The 18,242-nt window shown below is 65.4% G+C and carries 23 protein-coding genes; 6 read left to right on the forward strand and 17 right to left on the reverse strand.

Features of this window, described 5'->3' with window-relative positions; genetic code table 11:
- Nucleotides 1-6 precede the first annotated feature (6 nt).
- The 3 genes from ACFQ4H_RS20310 to ACFQ4H_RS20320 all read right to left on the reverse strand — a co-directional run bounded on the left by ACFQ4H_RS20310 (nt 7) and on the right by ACFQ4H_RS20320 (nt 2,374).
- Nucleotides 7-660, reverse strand: coding sequence for an O-methyltransferase (locus ACFQ4H_RS20310; RefSeq protein ID WP_377572619.1), 654 nt, complete (start codon nt 658-660; stop codon nt 7-9).
- A gap of 9 nt (nt 661-669) precedes the next feature.
- On the reverse strand, nt 670-1,341 hold the full coding sequence (locus tag ACFQ4H_RS20315) for a Maf family protein (RefSeq protein WP_377572620.1): 672 nt from the start codon (nt 1,339-1,341) through the stop codon (nt 670-672).
- Between the two features lie 100 nt (nt 1,342-1,441).
- Nucleotides 1,442-2,374 carry an SMP-30/gluconolactonase/LRE family protein gene (locus ACFQ4H_RS20320; RefSeq protein ID WP_377572622.1) on the reverse strand — a complete coding sequence of 311 codons (933 nt, stop codon included), beginning with the start codon at nt 2,372-2,374 and terminating at the stop codon, nt 1,442-1,444.
- 104 nt (nt 2,375-2,478) lie between these two features.
- On the opposite strand from ACFQ4H_RS20320, the gene ACFQ4H_RS20325 reads away from it, so the two are divergent.
- Entirely contained in the window at nt 2,479-2,925 is a 447-nt protein-coding gene (locus ACFQ4H_RS20325; RefSeq protein WP_377572624.1) for an Lrp/AsnC family transcriptional regulator, read from the forward strand.
- Between the two features lie 416 nt (nt 2,926-3,341).
- Here the strand turns inward: ACFQ4H_RS20325 and ACFQ4H_RS20330 are convergent, their stop codons facing one another.
- The 6 genes from ACFQ4H_RS20330 to ACFQ4H_RS20355 form a co-directional block, all read right to left on the reverse strand.
- Nucleotides 3,342-3,551, reverse strand: a complete 210-nt coding sequence (locus ACFQ4H_RS20330) for a DUF397 domain-containing protein (RefSeq protein ID WP_377572625.1) — start codon at nt 3,549-3,551, stop codon at nt 3,342-3,344.
- Nucleotides 3,548-4,423 carry a helix-turn-helix domain-containing protein gene (locus tag ACFQ4H_RS20335; RefSeq protein WP_377572627.1) on the reverse strand — a complete coding sequence of 292 codons (876 nt, stop codon included), beginning with the start codon at nt 4,421-4,423 and terminating at the stop codon, nt 3,548-3,550. Before ACFQ4H_RS20335 ends, ACFQ4H_RS20330 begins: the two co-directional genes overlap by 4 nt.
- A gap of 420 nt (nt 4,424-4,843) precedes the next feature.
- Complete coding sequence (gene mycP / locus ACFQ4H_RS20340; RefSeq protein ID WP_377572629.1) at nt 4,844-5,968, reverse strand: type VII secretion-associated serine protease mycosin; 1,125 nt, start codon at nt 5,966-5,968, stop codon at nt 4,844-4,846.
- A complete protein-coding gene (locus ACFQ4H_RS20345; RefSeq protein WP_377572631.1) occupies nt 5,965-7,200 on the reverse strand; it encodes a hypothetical protein in 1,236 nt (411 codons plus the stop codon). Before ACFQ4H_RS20345 ends, mycP begins: the two co-directional genes overlap by 4 nt.
- The gene (locus ACFQ4H_RS20350; RefSeq protein ID WP_377572632.1) at nt 7,200-7,637 is read right to left on the reverse strand and encodes a hypothetical protein; all 438 of its coding nucleotides are present in this window, start codon (nt 7,635-7,637) and stop codon (nt 7,200-7,202) included. Before ACFQ4H_RS20350 ends, ACFQ4H_RS20345 begins: the two co-directional genes overlap by 1 nt.
- Before the next feature lie 81 nt (nt 7,638-7,718).
- Nucleotides 7,719-7,946: an acyl-CoA carboxylase epsilon subunit gene (locus ACFQ4H_RS20355; RefSeq protein WP_377572634.1), complete on the reverse strand. Its 228-nt coding sequence runs from the start codon at nt 7,944-7,946 to the stop codon at nt 7,719-7,721.
- 92 nt (nt 7,947-8,038) lie between these two features.
- Here ACFQ4H_RS20355 and ACFQ4H_RS20360 point away from each other — a divergent pair, with 92 nt between their 5' ends.
- Nucleotides 8,039-9,871: a serine/threonine-protein kinase gene (locus ACFQ4H_RS20360; protein WP_377572636.1), complete on the forward strand. Its 1,833-nt coding sequence runs from the start codon at nt 8,039-8,041 to the stop codon at nt 9,869-9,871.
- Between the two features lie 59 nt (nt 9,872-9,930).
- Complete coding sequence (locus ACFQ4H_RS20365; RefSeq protein WP_377572638.1) at nt 9,931-10,200, forward strand: hypothetical protein; 270 nt, start codon at nt 9,931-9,933, stop codon at nt 10,198-10,200.
- A 99-nt stretch (nt 10,201-10,299) separates the two neighbouring features.
- Here the strand turns inward: ACFQ4H_RS20365 and ACFQ4H_RS20370 are convergent, their stop codons facing one another.
- Nucleotides 10,300-10,611 carry a hypothetical protein gene (locus ACFQ4H_RS20370; RefSeq protein WP_377572639.1) on the reverse strand — a complete coding sequence of 104 codons (312 nt, stop codon included), beginning with the start codon at nt 10,609-10,611 and terminating at the stop codon, nt 10,300-10,302.
- Entirely contained in the window at nt 10,608-10,811 is a 204-nt protein-coding gene (locus tag ACFQ4H_RS20375) for a hypothetical protein (RefSeq protein WP_377572641.1), read from the reverse strand. Before ACFQ4H_RS20375 ends, ACFQ4H_RS20370 begins: the two co-directional genes overlap by 4 nt.
- Nucleotides 10,812-11,052: 241 nt before the next feature.
- Between ACFQ4H_RS20375 and ACFQ4H_RS20380 the strand changes: the two genes are divergently transcribed.
- Both ACFQ4H_RS20380 and ACFQ4H_RS20385 read left to right on the forward strand, forming a co-directional pair.
- Complete coding sequence (locus ACFQ4H_RS20380) at nt 11,053-11,274, forward strand: winged helix-turn-helix domain-containing protein (protein ID WP_377572643.1); 222 nt, start codon at nt 11,053-11,055, stop codon at nt 11,272-11,274.
- Nucleotides 11,275-11,414: 140 nt separating this feature from the next.
- On the forward strand, nt 11,415-12,158 hold the full coding sequence (locus tag ACFQ4H_RS20385) for a M50 family metallopeptidase (protein WP_377572645.1): 744 nt from the start codon (nt 11,415-11,417) through the stop codon (nt 12,156-12,158).
- Nucleotides 12,159-12,214: 56 nt separating this feature from the next.
- Here ACFQ4H_RS20385 and ACFQ4H_RS20390 read toward each other — a convergent pair whose 3' ends face one another.
- From ACFQ4H_RS20390 to ACFQ4H_RS20405, 4 genes are read right to left on the reverse strand one after another with little or no spacing between them, the layout of a single operon-like run.
- Nucleotides 12,215-13,348 (reverse strand): S8 family serine peptidase, encoded by a 1,134-nt coding sequence (locus ACFQ4H_RS20390; RefSeq protein WP_377572646.1) that lies wholly within the window; start codon nt 13,346-13,348, stop codon nt 12,215-12,217.
- 8 nt (nt 13,349-13,356) lie between these two features.
- Nucleotides 13,357-14,139 carry a hypothetical protein gene (locus ACFQ4H_RS20395; RefSeq protein WP_377572648.1) on the reverse strand — a complete coding sequence of 261 codons (783 nt, stop codon included), beginning with the start codon at nt 14,137-14,139 and terminating at the stop codon, nt 13,357-13,359.
- A gap of 18 nt (nt 14,140-14,157) precedes the next feature.
- Complete coding sequence (locus ACFQ4H_RS20400; RefSeq protein WP_377572650.1) at nt 14,158-14,499, reverse strand: hypothetical protein; 342 nt, start codon at nt 14,497-14,499, stop codon at nt 14,158-14,160.
- Between the two features lies 1 nt (nt 14,500).
- Complete coding sequence (locus ACFQ4H_RS20405) at nt 14,501-15,124, reverse strand: hypothetical protein (protein ID WP_377572652.1); 624 nt, start codon at nt 15,122-15,124, stop codon at nt 14,501-14,503.
- A 124-nt stretch (nt 15,125-15,248) separates the two neighbouring features.
- Between ACFQ4H_RS20405 and sigJ the strand changes: the two genes are divergently transcribed.
- Nucleotides 15,249-16,211 carry an RNA polymerase sigma factor SigJ gene (gene sigJ, locus ACFQ4H_RS20410; RefSeq protein ID WP_377572653.1) on the forward strand — a complete coding sequence of 321 codons (963 nt, stop codon included), beginning with the start codon at nt 15,249-15,251 and terminating at the stop codon, nt 16,209-16,211.
- Between the two features lie 10 nt (nt 16,212-16,221).
- Here sigJ and ACFQ4H_RS20415 read toward each other — a convergent pair whose 3' ends face one another.
- Nucleotides 16,222-16,479 (reverse strand): transcriptional regulator, encoded by a 258-nt coding sequence (locus ACFQ4H_RS20415; RefSeq protein ID WP_377572655.1) that lies wholly within the window; start codon nt 16,477-16,479, stop codon nt 16,222-16,224.
- Nucleotides 16,480-16,623: 144 nt separating this feature from the next.
- A complete protein-coding gene (locus ACFQ4H_RS20420) occupies nt 16,624-18,213 on the reverse strand; it encodes an acyl-CoA carboxylase subunit beta (protein WP_377572657.1) in 1,590 nt (529 codons plus the stop codon).
- Nucleotides 18,214-18,242 lie beyond the last annotated feature (29 nt).

Raw genomic sequence — 18,242 nt, forward strand, 5'->3', positions numbered from 1 at the left:
GCTGGGTCAGCGTCGGCGGGCCAGGGTCAGTCCGTCGGCCACCGGCAGCATCACCACGTCGACCCGTTCGTCGGTGCGTACGACGTCGTTGAAGGCCGCGATCGCGCGGTCGTCCTCGTTCTGCGGAGCCAGCACCCGACCACCCCGCAGTACGTTGTCGACGACGATCAGCCCACCCGGCCGCATCCTCGGCACCAGCTCGTCCCAGTAGACCGGGTAGCCGACCTTGTCCGCGTCGATGAAGGCCAGGTCGAGGTACGGCTCGGCCGGCAGCGCCCGTAGCGATTCGGCGGCCGGACCGATCCGCAGCTCGATCCGGTCGGTCACCCCGGCCCGCTCCCAGTAGCGGCGGGCGACGGAGGTGAACTCCTCGGAGATGTCGAAGCAGACGAGCCGGCCGCCAGCGGGCAGGCCCCTGGCGATCGCCAGCGACGACATTCCGGTGAACGTGCCCACCTCCACCACCTGCCGTGCCCCGACCAGCCGGGTGAGGAACGTCAGCAAGGCCGCCTGTTCCGGAGCGATCTGCATCTGGGCGTTGGCGGGAAGCAGCGCGACCGTCTCGTCGATCAACGCCTGGGCGATCTCGTCCGGCGGCGATCCGTGCGTCACGAGATATGTGTGCAGTTCCTCGGTCATCGGCAACGGCTTGGTGGTCATGATCAGACGCTAATCCAGCGGGGCTGATCCGTGGGGCCCAAGCCCGGGCGGAGGGAATGCATTTGCCCACAGATCGGTGATGCGCAGGTCGAGGTCGCCGAGCATCCGGCGTAGCAGGGGCAGGGACAGGCCGACGACCGTACCGGGGTCGCCCTCCACCCGCTCGACGAACGGTCCGCCCAGGCCGTCGATGGTGAACGCGCCCGCGACGTGCAACGGTTCGCCGGTCGCCACGTACGCCGCAATTTCGTCGTCGGCGAGGTCGGCGAAGTGCACGGTGGTGGAGGCGACCTTCGCCACCTGCCGGCCGCCGGCCACGTCGATCAGGCAGTGCCCGGTGTGGAGTACGCCGCTGCGACCCCGCATCCGCTCCCAGCGGCCGATCGCATCGTCGGCGTCGGTCGGCTTGCCGAGGATCTGTCCGTCGAAGGCCAGCACGGAATCACACCCGAGTACGAGTGTGCCCGGATCGGCGGATGGCTCGATCCGCTCGGCGATCGCCTCCGCCTTGAGTTTGGCCAGGACCAGACACAGATGCTCCGGCCCGCGGGTGGTGTCCGCCGTCGATTCGTCAACGCCGCTGACGAGCACCTCGGGTTCGATACCGGCGGCCTGTAGCGTCTTGAGGCGCGCCGGGCTCGCGGAGGCGAGGATGAGGCGCGGTCGTGTGGTCGTACGCACGACGGCTGACGCTACCCGGTCAGGCTGGTGCCGTGCCCCGAGCACCGCCGTGGTGTCGGGTGGGAGGCGGTGTCGACAGGAGCGGCGGCATGGGCCGCGCTCATCGCTGCAACGTTCCAGTGGGCTGGGGGTAGCGGGCACCGTTGAAGGTGACCCGCAGCGCGTACACCGAAGTGCCGGCCGTGATGAACAGGTGGTTGAGTTTCGGGCCCCCGAAGGTGAGGTTGGCGACGGACTCGGGCAGCAGCAGCTTGCCGATGAGGGTGCCGTCGGTGTCGAAGCAGTGCACCCCGTCCCAGGCCGCCGCCCAGACCCGGCCCGCCTCGTCGACGCGTATACCGTCGAAGCGCCCAAAGTCGCAGGTGGCGAAGATGTCGCCGCCGGTCAGCTGCCCATCGGCGGTCACGTCGAACGCGCGGATGTGGCTGGGTTCCTGCCGGGTGTCGGCGATGTACAGCTTTTGCTCGTCGGGGGAGAAGGCCAGCCCATTGGGGCGGCAGAAGTCGTCAGCGACGATGCGCAGGTCGCCGGAGGCCGGGTCGAGGCTGAAGACGTAACAGGCACCGCCGAACTCGCTGTCGGCCCGGTTACCCTCGTAGTCGCTGGTGATGCCGTAGGTCGGATCGGTGAACCAGATGGTGCCGTCGGCCCGGACCACGACGTCGTTGGGGCTGTTGAGGCGCTTGCCCTGGTACCGCTCGGCGAGCACGGTGACCGTACCGTCGTGCTCGGTCCGGGTGACGCGCCGGTTTCCCTGCTCACAGGTGATCAGCCTGCCCTGCCGGTCGACGGTGTTGCCGTTGGCGTACCCGGAGCCGTGCCGGAACACGCCGACGGCGCCGGTGGTCTCGTCCCAGCGCATCAACCGGTCGTTGGGGATGTCGCTCCACACCAGGTAGCGACCCGCCGGAAAGTACGCCGGACCTTCGGTCTTACGAGCGCCGGTGTGTAGGCGTTCGACGACGAAGTCGCCGTCGCAGTAGCGGAACCGCTGGTCGAGCAGCTTAAACTCGGCCGGAATGGTGTACGCCATGTCACGACTCCCCTCGAATGACATCCGGCTGGAGTCTATGACTGCCGAACCAGATATGGTCAACAATGTTGATGGCCAGATCACATCGGAAAGGGCCGGTTCGAATGCTGGACGAGGTCGACCGCATGCTGCTGACACGACTACAGGAGGACGCCACGCAGTCCTACGCGGCGTTGGGCAAGGCGGTGGGTCTGTCGGCGGGCTCGGCCCATGATCGGGTACGAAAGCTGCGTGAACGCGGAGTGATCCGCCGTACCACCGTCGATGTCGCACCTAACGCTGTCGACCGTGGCGTGTCCGCGTTTGTGATGGTCAACGCCAACGTGTGGATGGGCGATCCGCCCACCCGCGAGGCACTGCTGGCCATACCCAGCATCCAGGAGGCGCACATCGTCGCCGGAGACGCCTCGCTGCTCGTAAAGATCCGCACCGGGACCACCGAGGAGTTACAGGCGACGCTACGCCAGATCTTTGCGGTGGACGGCGTGACCGGCACCCAGACCATCGTCGTCCTGGAGACCTGCTTCGAACGGCCAGTCAACGTCGCCTGAGCCTGACCTCCCACGTGTTACGGATCGGGTCGGTGACGACGCCGAGTTCGACGACCTTCTAGTGTCGCGTAATCGTTGTCGCTTTTCTCAAGATCGGCTTTGAGTGCCCGAACAGGTGGCGGCCACCCTTGGCCTGCTGCCCTGAGCATCCTGTCGAGCTGCCCCGCTTGCGCGCCCATCGACGGTCAGAGCCCGCCGGAACTGTGGGTAGCCACGTGGCCGAGGAGGTGTCCGCTTGGGTCGACGCCGCAACGGGCGCACAGGCGGGGCAGCTCGACAGCCTCCGCGGCAGGCTCCCTGACCACACTCCCAACAGGTAAGAGATCTCAATTACGCGACACTAGTCGGCCGAGATGCCCCTGTATCGCGGTCGGGCGGCATCTTTGGAGATCTTCACGCTCCTGACGAACGGCTCCTCAGAGAGCTGTGTGACCGAGCGTGCCGGCTTTGGTTGCGGTCACGAACGCGGTCCAGGCCGCTGGACTGACTGCCAGGATCGGACCGTACGGATCCTTGGAGTCCCGTACGCCGACCACCCCAGCCAGGTTGTCCGCCACCTCGACGCACTGACCCTGGTGGTTGGAACGCCGACTCTTGCGCCAGACGGCCTCGGAAAGATCGTTCATCTCTCATACTCCCGTGCGATGGACCAGAACAAGTCTTTCGATGCCGCTATGTCCAGGGCAGCGGCTCTGACGTCGCTGAAGGCCCAAGCGTAGCCTTCGGCTTCTGTCGGCTTGTCAAGGTAAAGGGCGCCGGTCAGTCCTTCCACGTAGACCGTTGTTGGCTCGTGGCGTGCCGGAAAGTCCAAAACCGTGAACGACCCGCCAGCCAATGCGCCGCCGTGTAGTTCGGTGTTGATGGGCAAAACGCGAATGGACACATTAGGCAGCTCGTTGGCCTCGGCGAGGCGGCGAAGTTGGGTAGCCATAACCCCAGCATTGCCGACGGTTCGACGAACAACAGATTCGTCGAGCACGATGTCAAAGTTCGCTGCTGGCGGGTCGAGCCTGGTCAGTAGGCGTGCTCTACGCATCCTTACCGCAACCCGTCGCTCGACCTCCTCATCGGCTAGTTGTGCAGGATGCCGCTGGAAGATTGCCGTGGCGTACTCCCTCGTCTGGAGGACGCCAGAGACGAGGTCGGTGTGGTACTCCCTCAAGCTGGACGCGGCCTGCTCAAGGCCGATGTATAGCTCGAACCAGGAGGGGATCTCGGCGTAGTCGTGCCACCAGCCCTTGGCCTTGGTGTGCGGGGCGATGGCGGTCAGGGCCTCGGTGGTCTTCTCGTCTGCGCCGTACAGTTCGCACATCGCCTTGACGTCGGGTGTACGGATCGGCAGCTCGCCGCGTTCGAGTCGCCAGAGCTTGGTTACCGAACAGTCCAACGCCTTGGCCGCCTCGACCTGCGGAATCCGGGCCTCCTCCTCGCGTAGTCGGCGAAGCTCCCGGCCTAGTTGCCGGCGGGGGACAGTTGACCCAGTGATCGTCTCCGGCACGATGCGTCCTCCCGATGTGCACCGCCGGACACCCAGACTTTTCACGGTTCGTAGGCGATGCGTGATCGTCCGATGACCAGCATCGGTCATCCGTACGTATCTCTACCACATCTCTCGGTGACTATTGCGTCGCTCAGTGCACCGATGCAGACTCATGACGTCCCCGCTAATCGCTGGATAAGCGCTCAAAAGGCGCGGATCTGTCGTACGTGGACATGGTCGGGGCGAGTGCCCCTGGTCCGCAACCTGGAAGCTCGCCCCGACCAGCACCTCTATCCATAAGCCGGGGTACGGCGGTCGCTGCGCGACCTCTCCTCAGCTACGCGTGGCCGCCGTACCCCTTCCAACCGGTGTGGCGGACCCTCGGTCCGGCAACCGAGGGTCCGCCACACCAACGACACTGGGACTATCTGTTGCTGCTCACGACGTACGGCGGCGCAGGTACAGCACCAGAACCACGAGTGCGATCCCGGTCGCCACAACGACAAGCGCCCCGAAGATGACGGGTGCAGCGCTGAAGCCGCCGTCGTTCGAGTCGCCCGTGTCAGGTAGGGCGGTTGCATCGGTCGCGACAGGGGTCGGGGTCGCACTGGCAGCTGCCGGCTGCAACGGCGGTACGTCTGCCGTCAGCGCCGCGACCAGGTTGAGTACGCCATACCCGTACTCCTCGTCCCGTCCAGGGGCGCCCTTGTCGGTGGCCGTAGCGGTCAGGCGATGGATGACTTCTTCGGCGGACAGGTTCGGAAACTTGCTCCGCACCAACGCCGCCGCCCCCGCCACAATTGCAGTGGCACCAGAGGTTCCCGTTGCCTTGCGGTAGCCTCCGTTATTGCCAGTGCTTCGGATGTCGACCCCGGGTGCCATGATTGTGAGTTCTTTTCCGGTCACGGAAACGTCTGCGCGGTTACCGTTTCTATCTGTTGCGCCGACCGCAACGACTCCATCAAATCGAGCGGGCGGATCTATGGTCAGTGCTTGAGGGGCATTGCCTGCTGCGGCAATAACTACGATATCTTGCGCAATTGCATCCCTGATGGCTCTCCGAAGCTCTGGCGGCGAATCGGTGCTAGAAGATATATTAATTACTTTTGCGCCATTGGCGATGGCGTAATCCACTCCCTTTGCGAGCAGTTCGCCGCTGCCCTTTTCGGTCCGGGTTTCGTCGCGAATCGGCAAAATTTTTGCGCGAGGTGCAATCCCGAGTGCCCCAATGTTCGAGTTGCGGCCGTGTGCTGCAATAAGGCCTGCCATCCCAGTGCCGTGCGAGACCGTGTCACCCTGGCCGTTACCCGAACCGCCCTGTGCGACATCCGTGCCTGGCAGGAGATTGTTCTTCAGATCGGGGTGGGGGTCGACGCCAGTGTCGATGACGGCGACGGTGATACCTTCGCCTCGGCTGATTTTGTGGGCCTCGGCAATGTTTAGGAAGCGGAGATGCCACTGATCGTCCCGGACTCGATCGGCTTGGACCGGGTTGGAAGGTAAGAATGCAAAGGCTGAAGTGCATAGCAATGCTAGTGCCGCCTGGGGGATGCGAGTCTTCACCGGTTGTATCCAATCGCCGGGCCAGGATCGATCCGACCGGGTTCAGGGGGTGGGAGGACGATAGGGGTTACGCCCTCGTCGGTCTCCCATGGGTTGTCAGGATCCCAATGCTTGGTGTTTTCGTGTCCCCGGCGCGGATGTTCCTTGTTACGTCTGGCCGAGGGATTAGCGTTGCCGATTACACCCCCAACGGGATTGATCCGTCGGCCAGGTGCGGCCCCTCCGGGCTGACTCGTCCCCATGCCTGGTGCTCCACCAATTAAGCCGCCGGGTGGCATCGCGCGAGGCGCGCTCACTATTCCGCCCGTGCCGGGTTTTATGGGACCGCCACTTGTCGGACTGTAGGGAGAGGAGATGCCGGGTCCAGTAGAGAACGGCGGCAACATTCCACTACCAGAGCCAGCGGAGTTGGGCGGAGTGGTTGTGATGAGATTGGATGGGGTGGTGACGGCGGCAGGAGGTGCAGGTGAAGGACTGGCACCTCCAAGGACCGGGCCATGGCTGGGTGCTGTCGGGGCAGGCATTTGGATGCCACTGGGGGGAGCGGTCAGTGTTGGTTTGCTTGGGGGTGCACCCACTACCGTAATGGGCGGTATTATCGGGGGTTTCTCGTTTACCCCATCGTCCTGACTTGGATCGTGGATCGTCCTACCTTGGTACGGCTTGGGTTGCCTGATCTGTACGCGGGCTTCGACAAGTTCACCGCTCAAGCCGGACATGATGGCGCGAGCCTTGAAGTCGAGTTGCTTCAACTCGGCGTCGGTGACCGGCGGCTTGCCCGGTGAGGTTCCCGGCAGGAGCGAATCCTTTTCGGCGGCGACCCGGCTCTCGTACTCCTGCTTCTTCTGCTGTTTCTCGGTGTACTCGTTGTAGAGCTTTTGGAGCTTCGAGCGCGACTGGCTGATTGCCGTGGTGGCCGTGGAGAAGGTGTTGTAGTTGGCCTGTGCGGTGTCGTACGTGTCCTGGACGCTCGCGATGAGCTTGTCGAGGCTGGCGACGTACACCCTTGCTGCTTCGCTCTTCTCCGGTGGCCAGGATTCGGTCAGGCTGGCGCGGTACTGCTGTAGGCGAGACAGGTGGGTCTGAGTCAGCTCGTACGTCTTTCGCAGACCGGAAACCTGTTTCCAGTGGTTCTCGGTGTCGTGGTTCTTCAGCAGGCTCCACAACTCGGGCACGGTGTATGACTGCCAGTTGGTCCCGGAGCTTCCACTCCCGCCATCGTTCTTGATCATCAGACCACCTCGGATGACGTGGTTGGGGAACCGGTCGAGTCACGGGGTGTGCCACCCGTTCTCTTCAGGCCCAGGGCGGCTTCGACGTCCTTGACGCGGGCAGCGGTGAACGCGTCGACCTCCCCGTAGTTGTCGCTGATCTTCTTGGCGGCGACGGAGAACCGATTCGTTTCGTTCGTGTAGAAATGCACCAGGTCAGTGGTGTTCACCAGTGACTCGCGGTGGTGGGTGAGGAAGGAGAGGAGTTCCCTGAACTGAACGTCCACCGGTGACAGCTCGACGCTGACGTCAGCATCGATGTATTCCAGGTGGGGCAGGTAGTTTTTGATCAGGTCGTCGCGCAGGTTGGCGGCGAACTCTTCCATCCGGCCGATGTTGGCAGCGATCTCGCCGTAGCCCTGGAGCCACTTGGGCCCCCGGTCCTCATCAGGAATCATTGGCCCTCCCCAAGCGCAACGACGCCTCTACCGCATAGAGGTTAGTCGGTTACAGCCAGTGGCGGAGACCCGTATCGAGCCTCAGACGGGGCGGCCGGACGTCCGCCAGGCATCGGCGCCACGCCGTGCCGGCATCCCGGATGCGGCCACCGCGCCGGGGCGAGAGCTGCGTACCCACGCCGAGGCGGCGGGTGGACCTGCTGGTGAGGCAGGCCGCGTACGGGTGAAGAGCGCGCCCACCAGCGCGGCGACTTCCTCGGCCGTAGGGGTTCCCCGGACGATCCGAAACGCTGGCTCTTGCGAAGACATGCGACGAGAATACGACGCTGTCGACTGACGGACGCCTCACACTGCGCGTGCCGCGTGTGTGACGAAGGTCCGAGCCGGGTACCGTCCACGGGATGTCCAACGCGCTTCCCGAACTTGTTGCTGGCCGCTATCGGCTCGTGAAGCCGCTCGGCCAGGGCGGCATGGGTCGCGTTTGGAAGGCCCGCGACGAGGTGCTGCATCGTGACGTGGCCATCAAGGAGCTGGTGCCGCCACCGGGGTTAACCGATGACGAGCGGCGGGAGATGCGCGAGCGCTCCCTGCGCGAGGCCCGGGCGATCGCCCGGCTGAACCACGTCAACGTCGTACGGGTCTTCGACGTGCTGCGTACGGACGCTGACCCGTGGATCGTGATGGAGTACGTTCCGTCCCGCTCGTTGCAGGACGTCCTCGCCGCCGATGGTCCCGTCTCGCCCGTCCGCGCCGCTGAGATCGGGCTGGGCGTGCTCGCTGCGTTGAAGTCGGCGCACAAGGCCGGCGTCATGCACCGGGACATCAAGCCGGGCAACGTCCTGATCGGCGATGACGGCCGGGTGGTGCTGACCGACTTCGGGTTGGCGACCGTACCGGGTGACCCGAACGTGACGCGTACCGGGCTGGTGCTCGGGTCACCTGCCTATATTGCCCCGGAACGGGCGAGGGACGGTACGACCGGTCCGGAGGCGGACCTGTGGTCGCTGGGCGCAACCCTCTACGCCGCCGTCGAGGGCCAGTCGCCGTACGCCCGTCCGTCCGCCATCGGGACGCTGGCCGCGCTGGCCACCGAGCCGCCACCACCCGCGAAGAATGCCGGCCCGCTCAAGGCGGTACTGGCCGGTCTGTTGCGCAAGGACCCGACGCAGCGGATCAACGCTGACGTGGCCGAGCGGCTCTTGCGCCGCGTGACCGACAAGCGGTCGCGGGCGGCGATCTCACTGCTTGACGGAGTACGCCGGCCGAGCCCGAACGGGCCACGCGAACCGCGCGAACCGCGTGAGCTGCGTACGAAGATCGCCCCGGCACCGCGCCCACCGGAGCCGCCGCCGTCCGCCAAGACCGCGGTCCTGCCCCCGTCGCCTTCTGCCTCGTCGGACGAGACGAAGCCTACCGATACCGCCGCGCCGACCGCGCGGATCACGCCTCCGACGTTGGTCAACACGCCAGCACCGGCACCGGTCTCGCCTGCTGCCCCTGTTGGGCCCGGGGAGAAGAGCAAGGGGTCCAGCTCGAAGCGGTGGGGGTTGGTGGTCGGCGGACTGGTAGCGCTACTGCTGGCGCTGTTCGTGATCGTGCCGCTGGCCAGCCGCGACTCCGACGATGACACCAACCCCGGGGCGGGTGCCGGCGCGACCCAGCCCGGGGCGAGTCAGTCACCGGCTCCGCAGCCGACGACACCGGCCCAGACACCTGCCGCGACCCCGACTGCGCAACCTTCCCAGACCGGCCTGCCCGACCCGGTGGTACCCGCCGGTTGGTACCTCCATCGGGACAAGACCGGCTTCAAGGTGCCCCTGCCGAACGGCTGGTACGTATACAGGCGTACGTCGAATGGGGAATCTGGGCCGGAGGCGGAGCGGGTGTACTTCCGGGACGGCAAGGGCCGGTGGCTACTCATCGACCAGAACAGCCAGCCGAAACAGAGTTCGGCGTTGGCTGACTGGAAGAGGCAGGAAAAGAACCGCAGGGGAACTTACAGGAACTATCGCCTGGTGACGATCCAGGAGGTCGACTACCACTGGGCGGGCACCGCCGACTGGGAGTGGATCCACACCGAGAGCGGTCGGCAGATGCATGTCCGTAACCGTGGTTTCTCAACTGCCAAGGACAAGGGGTACGCGATCCGCTGGAACGCTCCGGTGGAGCAGTGGGAGGCGGATCTGGCGATCTTCAACATCATCGCGGATGGCTTCCGGCCCGTTCGCGGCTGATTGGCATGATTCTCCGCCCGTCGGGGTACCTGTGACGGTACGACGGAAGGAGGTACGACATGAGCAGCCGAATGAGCACGGCGAAGCCGAGCGTGGCACTGTGGATGCTCGTCGCCATCGGCGATGTGGTGTTGATCCTGGCCAGCCTGGGCATGTTCGCGGTGATCGCTCTCGCGAGCGTCGTGACCGTGGCCGTCGCGATGGCAGGTGCGTGGATGCTGCTGCGGCGTAACGAGCCCGAACGGGTCACCGCCCCCGCGCGGATGACCGTACCGGCCCGGATGACGGTTCGCCGGCCGACCCGGCACGGTGCTTCGATCCGCGTTTGATCCGCACCGGACGCCCTCGATCCGCACCTGACGCCTCAGGACGATCAAGAGGTTTGCGCCACCCTGGAACCCCCAGCCTGACGCAAACCTCTTGATCGTCTAGTTCCGGGGGTCGAAGCGTACGTCGGCCAGGTCGCCGTGGACGACGATCTGCCGGTACGCGTCGGCGGCCAACTTCGACAGGTCGGCCCGCCGGATTGTTGCGCCCCAGTCGGGCCTGGCCGCAATCAGCGTACGGAAGGCCATCAGCTCCAGTCCTGCGGCGTCGGCGTCGCTGCGCCCACAGGGAGAAGCGCACCGGTACGTTCGAGTCGCTCCGGCCGACTGAGCCGGCTGCATGAGTTCCTCGCAGTAGCCGCAGCGGACCAGGCCGTGCAACGCCCAGCGGTCGATCCCGTCCGGCGTGGTCATGGCGCACACCGTCGGGTGTAGCCATGGATGATCGCGGCGACGTCCTTCCGATCGTGACTGACCAGGGCGGTCCGCGCCCTGAGGTACTGCTCGCAGGGCCAGCGGTGGCGGCAGTAGCCACAGCGGCGGATGCGGAGTAGCCACCACAGGACCGAGGGTTGATGTCGTTCGACGATGACCATCGCGCGGTCACGTTCCACCGGTCACCTCCAGGGGAATGGGTGGTGGCGCGCGACGGCTCGGGGCAGCGCTCTGGGGAGGAGCACGAGCCGTCGCGCGCGGTGAACCGATTCCGCCGGGCTGCGGACCAGGGGGATCGGCCAGTTCAACCTAATGCATCTAGATGGGTTGGGCAACACCTGATGCATCCTGTTGCCTCTTGAGGCTTGTGGTCACCGTGTCGGCCGTGATCAAATGGGCGCGCGGACCAGGGAGTGTCAGATGACTACCTCGAAAACCCAGAAGATCATCGATGACATCACGGCGAAGATCGCATCAGGTGAGCTGAAGGCAGGCGATCGCATCCCGAGCGCTGCTGAGTTCAGGGCTCAGTTCGGTGTCTCGATCACAGTGGTGCGGGACGCCGTGAATTGGCTGAAGGCGACAGGTGTGGTCAAAGGTGTACCCGGTGTCGGCGTGTTCGTGGCTGAGCGGGCCGAATAGCTTCCTCATCTGCCCCCGTTCCCTGGTTGATCATGAAGTTGTCACCCATGAATCGGCGATTCACGGGTGACAACTTCATGATCAACGGGGTCAGGGTGGGTGTTGGGCGAGGTTGATTAGGTGGGCTAGGCTCGCGGCCTATGTCGATCGACGGGTTGACCGACCTCTGGGACCGGCTCTTCGGGGCACAGCCGGATCCGCCACCGCTGCTCGTCCTGATCACCGGCATCGTCGCGCTGCTGGTGGTGCTGACCCGGCTGCCCTGGCGGATCGGCCGCAATGCGATCACCATCGCCCACGAGGGCGGACACGCACTCGCCGCACTACTCACCGGACGTCGACTGCACGGCATCCGACTGCACTCGGACACCTCCGGGCTGACCCTCTCCGCCGGTCGGCCGACCGGTCCGGGCATGGTGCTCACCCTGCTGGCCGGCTACATCGCACCCTCACTGGTCGGGCTGGCCGGTGCCTGGCTGCTCGGCGGCAACCGGATCACGCTACTGCTCTGGATAGCGGTCGCGTTGCTGCTGGCCATGCTGGTGATGATCCGCAACGTCTTCGGCATCGTGTCGATCGTCGTCACCACCGCCGTGGTGCTGGGCGTCTCCTGGTACGCAGAGCCGGACGTGCAGGCCGCGTTCGCGTACACCGGGGTGTGGTTCCTGCTCATCGGCGGCGTACGACCGGTCGGTGAGTTGCAGTCCCTGCGCAGTCGGGGGCGAATGCCGCAGTCGGACGCCGACCAGCTCGCCGGGGTCACCCGGGTACCGGCCCTGGTCTGGGTGGGCCTGTTCGGCGTCGTCAACGTGATCGCGTTGCTGATCGGTGCCTTGCTGCTGGCCGGTCCGATCCTCACCGAGTTCGGCCTGTCAGTCGGGTAGCTGCGGTGGGCCGCCGCCGCATGGGCGGCGGTCCGCCGCGTGTTATTTAGCTACCCTTACGACGAACGTAGGCGCCTACGGCGCTGGGACCGGAGTACGACGACCAGCAGCGTCACGACCAGCGCCACTCCGGCTATGCAAGCCAATGGGACTAGGGTCATGCCAGCCAGCCACAACCTGGAGTCGTCCTTCACGCGTGGCGGGTCGCCGAGCGGATTCTTCGTTACGGGCGGGATGTCCGCCGTCACGGCGGCAGCCGCATCCACGATGCCGTAACCGTAGGTGGGGTCTGGCCCTGGCGGGCCGACATCCTTCGCGGTACTCAGCAGCCGGTTGATGACTGATGGGGCGTTCAGGTCAGGGTATTTCGACCGTATGAGGGCGGCGACACCGGTAACGATCGCCGCTGCATTAGCGTTTGAGCCGGTCGGATTACGCCAGTAGGCGCCCTTGGCTGGATCGTCGGTCAACGCGATGAACTCGGATAGGCCGGGCGCGCTGAGGTTCACCCTGCTGTTAGATGCCTCATCTTCTTCTACCTCTTCGCGTTTGCCATCTCGGTCGACTCCGTTGACGACTAGGATGCCCGCCGAGATGGCGGCAGGTGATCCATGGACCACACTTTCGCTGACGATGACGACGACGTCCTTGGCGAGCGCGTAGCGGACACCGTCCCAGGTTTCCTTGCGGCGAAGATTCGGAGTATTGACCCCTGTCATGTTGATGACCCGGGCGCCCTGATCGACCAGCCACCTCAACGCGAGCGATTCGTCTTCTTCAGAGAACGTGGGGCTATCGATTGGTTGGATCTCGGCGCCGGGCGCGACCCCGAGGATGCCCGAGCCTCCACCTGCGACCACCAGCCCGGCGAGGGCGGTTTCCCCGCCTCCTACGAATGCGCGGCGGCCCGTTAAGGGCTTGACGGTGTTATCCACGGTGACGGTTTGGCGCGGGCGGACCCGACCGCCCAGATCGGGATGTTCTGTGTTGACCATGGACAGGAACATCCCGACCAGGATGCCCTTTCCAGTCGTCACGGCGTGAGCCCGCTCGATGCCGATCTGATCCAGGTACCACTGCTCATCTCGGGGGCCGCGTGCGGCGGCCGGCACTGCCGTGGTGGCAACGAGCACACCGGTGACGAGCATCGCTGACATACGACTCGCGACAGTCCAGATGCGACGAGACATGCAAGCTCCTAGACCTTGGCGGGCTTGTTCACAGCCTGCGGCCAGAGCCCTTCGGGGAAGTAGCTGTTGTTGTTCAGGATCGACCGCGCGTCGCTGAGGAGTTGGATGCTGTCGGCGGTATGGATGCCAGCTTCATGAGCGATCGTGAGGATTGCAGTCGCCGCTTTCGCAATCGCATCGGCGGCGGTGTCGATGGCTTCCAGGACGCCGACCGCCGTGGCCAGTTCGACCGCTATCTCAATGATTGCTTCGACTGCTTCAGTCAATGGACGGGCGATGTCAATGAGAAACTTGGCATTGAGGGCTGCTACATCGATTAGCCAGTTGCCGGTGTCCTCGACCACATTTGTGAGGCCCTGCAGCCCATCCTGTTGGCCCTCGCGCTTCTCATAGTAAGCCGATGCTGCTGGGCCTTGCCACACCCGTAGGGCGTCACTCCGGATCTCGCGAGAATACTTCACCATGCCACTTAGCTGTGGCAGCACCATGTTGTTCCAACCGAACCCGACCTGAATCAGCGAGAAAACGGGGAGGCCCGCCTCGATGAACTCGTTGCAGCTGCTCTTTAGTTCTTCGAACTGTTGGAAAAGGGGTTTGATGGCATTGGACACCCTCTCGTTGAACAGCAGGGCGCCTACCGGTGAGATGAGGGCTGCCGTTCGCATCGCCGAGTTGATTGCGTCGACTAGCTGTCGCTTTCCGTCGTCGAATCGGACCAGTTCTCCACTAACCTTTTCGATTGACTCCTTCAGGAGTGTTTCGGCGTGAGATTGTGCGTCATTCGGTGCCATGGCAGCCTTTCCGTAAACTCAAGCATCTCGCTTGCCGTAGATAGCCTCAAGTGTGCTTGCGGACTGCTTGTCGGAGCCGTCATACAGATCTTCGGCAATCTTGAGAGCATCGGAGATTTGTCCGAATTCCTCTTCTGCGGCCGTCATGAGTGTCCGGACCAGCTCATAGATCTCGTCGTAGGTCTTGGACAGCTGAATGGCAGTCGCCGGGTTCCCGCAAAAGAAGGCGGTTGACATCAGATTGAGGCCGGCGGTTATTCTTCTGAGATCGGCCATCTGTCCGGCTTGTTTTTTCCACTTTCGTCTCTCGACTTCAAATGCGTCGTAGACGAGGGCGATGTCACCGTCGTTGGTGGGCATGTCAGGCTCCCAACTTGCTGAAGGCGGCCATGGCATCCTGCGAGAGCAGTCGCGCCTGGCTGCGAACGACGTGACCGGCGACGGTGATCTCGGCGATGTTGCCGTCCCGAACGACTATCGTGACGAGCTGGTGCGGGCCGCTGAGCCTGCGCTCCGACTCCGGTGGCGTACGACGGCGCTCCCGTAGTTCGTCCCGTAGCTGGTCGTGCGCGCGTAGCGCTTCCTCGACATCGTCGAAGGTGACTCGACGGAAGGTCTCTGCGGGCGGGGTGGTCACGACCGGCTCGTCCACGGACAGGAGAGACGCATCCTCTTCAGCGGCTGTGATCCGTTCGGCCACGCCGGTCATCGCCTCGGTCATCGCCGACCTGTACGCCTCGAACAGTGCCGGACCGATTCCGGAGGCGCCACGTCGGCTGAACCAGCCCTCGTCGATGCCGACCGAGTCGACCCGACCGTTTCCCTGGACCGTCAGCGATACGAGTCCACTCTCGTCACGGCCCCGGTACTGCCCGTCGGAGTCGGTGGCGCCATGGATTAGCCGGCTCAACCCGAGCGCCTCGGTGCGTAGGCGGGTGAGTCGCTCCACTGGCCCGGTCGGTATGGGTCTCTCCACGGTGGACACGTCCATCCTCCCCTGTGTACGCGAAACGTCACGAAGTGTAGATCATGGGCGCTTGCTCGGTGTGGGAGCGGTCACCAGTGGTGACCGGTGGTGGCATCTGCGCTGGCGATAGGCTGCTTGGTTGATGGATCTGACGTCGGAGTTCGAGCAGCACCGGCCGTACCTGATGGCCGTGGCGTACCGGATGTTGGGCAGCCGTACCGAGGCGGAGGACGCGGTACAGGAGGCGTGGCTCCGGTACGAGGCCGCCGACCGTACCGGCATCGAGGAGCTTCGCGCCTGGCTCACCACGGTCACCGGCCGGATCTGTCTGGACGTGCTGCGGTCGGCCCGGATGCGCCGGGAGGCGTACGTCGGACCGTGGCTGCCCGAGCCGGTCGTGTCCCGCCTGCCCGCCGGCGTCGGCGCCGTTGCCGGGTTCGCCGCCGATCCCGCCGACCAGGCGGTACGCCGGGACGAGGTCAGCTACGCCCTGCTGGTGGTGATGGAGCGGCTGACCCCGGAGCAGCGGGTGGCCTTCGTCCTGCACGACGTCTTCACCGTGCCGTTCCCCGAGATCGCCGGCCTGCTTGGCATCAGCGAGGTGGCCGCGCGTCAGCTCGCCTCCCGGGCCCGTCGGGTGGTGGCCGCCGAGGGCGGCTCGGCACGGCAGCGGCCGGATGCCACCGAGCAGCGTCAGGTGATCGACGCCTTTGTCCGGGCGGTGGAGGCCGGCGACCTGGACGCGTTGCTGGCCGTGCTGGCACCGGGCGCCACCGCGACCGGCGACGGCGGTGGAGTGGTCGCCGCCGGTCGGCGCACGATCGTGGGAGCCGACAAGGTCGCCCGCTTCCTGGTGGGCCTGTTCCGTCGCCTGGTCGAGAAGGGCGGCAGCATGCGGGTCGAGCCGGTGCTGGTCAACGGCGATCCGGGCCTGCTGGTCGAAACCGGCGATCCGGCCGACCCGGTACTGCGGTTCACCATGGCCTTCGCGATCGAGGACGGCCGGATCGCCCACATCTACGACCAGCTCAACCCGGAGAAACTCACCGGCCTGCCGCGGAGCCAGCCGGGAGGCACCGGGCTACGCTCATCGGCGCGGTCCTAACGTCGCGGTCCTAACGGCGGCGGAAGAAGGCGTAGACGAACCGGCTGTTGTGCAGCTCCGAGACGGTCACCAGCTCCCAACCGTGCCGGTCGAGAAGATCGGCGGCGGCTATCGCGGGCGTCACCCGTTCCACGCCGATCCCCAGTCGGGAGACGACCGCGATGTGCCGGTGCGGATATGCGCGTAGGTCGACCTGGTTCGTCAGGAGCGCCTCGACGGTGACGACGCGGTTGCGGGCGACCAACTCCGGAGCTTCGTGGGGTAGCACGGGAACGACGTTAGTTGATGTCGTCCAGTGACGTGCTCCCGCGATCCCCGGCCGGGGTGCCGTCGGCCAGCGTGCGATTCCCGCGACATCACGCCTGGGCGGGCGTTACCCGCCCAGGCCTCCGTCAGCCGGTGGCGGCACCGGTCACAGCGGGATGTTGCCGTGCTTCTTCGGTGGCAGGGTCTCCCGCTTGGTACGCAGCACCCGCAACGCCCGGACGATCTGCCCCCGGGTCTCGTGCGGCGGGATCACCGAGTCGACGTATCCCCGTTCGGCGGCGACGTACGGGTTTGCCAACGTGTCCTCGTACTCGGCGACCTTCTCGGCGCGTACGGCGGCCGGGTCGTCGGCGGCGGCGAGTTCGGACCGGTACAGGATGTTGACCGCGCCCTGTGCCCCCATCACCGCGATCTGGGCGGTCGGCCACGCGAAGTTGAGGTCGGCACCGAGGTGCTTCGAGCCCATCACGTCGTACGCCCCGCCGTAGGCCTTGCGGGTGATCACGGTGATCTTCGGGACGGTGGCCTCGGCGTACGCGTAGATCAGCTTGGCACCCCGGCGGATGATGCCGTCCCACTCCTGGCCGGTGCCGGGCAGGAAGCCGGGTACGTCGACGAAGGTCAGCACCGGGATGTTGAACGCGTCGCAGGTGCGGACGAACCGGGCCGCCTTCTCCGAGGCGGCGATGTCCAGCGTCCCGGCGAAGTGCATCGGCTGGTTGGCGACCACACCGACCGGGTGACCCTCGACCCGGCCGAAGCCGACCACGATGTTCTGCGCGTAGAGCGGCTGGACCTCCAGGAACTCCCCGTCGTCCAGGACGTGCTCGATCACCTGGTGCATGTCGTACGGCTGGTTGGCCGAATCCGGCACCAGGACGTCGAGTTCCCGGTCCTCGTCGGTCACGTCGAGTACGGCGTCGGCCGGGAACACCGGCGGCTCGTCCATGTTGTTCGACGGCAGGTACGACAGCAGCGCCTTGACGTAGTCGATTGCGTCCTCCTCGTCACTGGCGAGGTAGTGCGCGTTGCCGCTCTTGGTGTTGTGGGTGCGGGCGCCACCCAGCTCCTCCATCGCCACGTCCTCGCCGGTCACGGTCTTGATCACGTCCGGTCCGGTGATGAACATGTGCGAGGTCTGGTCGACCATCACGGTGAAGTCGGTGACCGCGGGGGAGTAGACCGCACCACCCGCGCACGGCCCCATGACCAGCGAGATCTGCGGGATCACCCCGGAGGCGCGTACGTTGCGGAAGAAGATCTCGCCGTAGAGACCGAGGCTGACCACGCCCTCCTGGATCCGTGCGCCGCCGGAGTCGTTGATGCCGACGACCGGGCAGCCGATCTTCATGGCCAGTTCCATCACCTTGACGATTTTCTGGCCGAACACCTCGCCGAGCGAGCCGCCGAAGACCGTGAAGTCCTGCGCGAACACGCACACCTGACGGCCGTCGACGGTGCCGTAACCGGTCACCACCCCGTCGCCGTACGGGCGGGTCTTCTCCAGCCCGAAGTTGGTGGACCGGTGCCGGGCCAGTTCGTCCAGTTCGACGAAGGACCCCTCGTCGAGTAGCAGCTCGATCCGCTCCCGGGCGGTCTTTTTGCCCCGCGAGTGCTGCTTCTCCACCGCCCGCGCCGACCCGGCATGCACCGCTTCGTCGACCCGTCGCTCCAGGTCCGCCAGCTTCCCTGCCGTGGTGTGGACGTCGATCCCGGTCACACTGTTCGCGCTCAAGGTACCTGCCTTTCGTTCGCGACTGCGGG

This window comes from Micromonospora sonneratiae (assembly GCF_042679305.1).
Taxonomy (GTDB): domain Bacteria; phylum Actinomycetota; class Actinomycetes; order Mycobacteriales; family Micromonosporaceae; genus Micromonospora_H; species Micromonospora_H sonneratiae.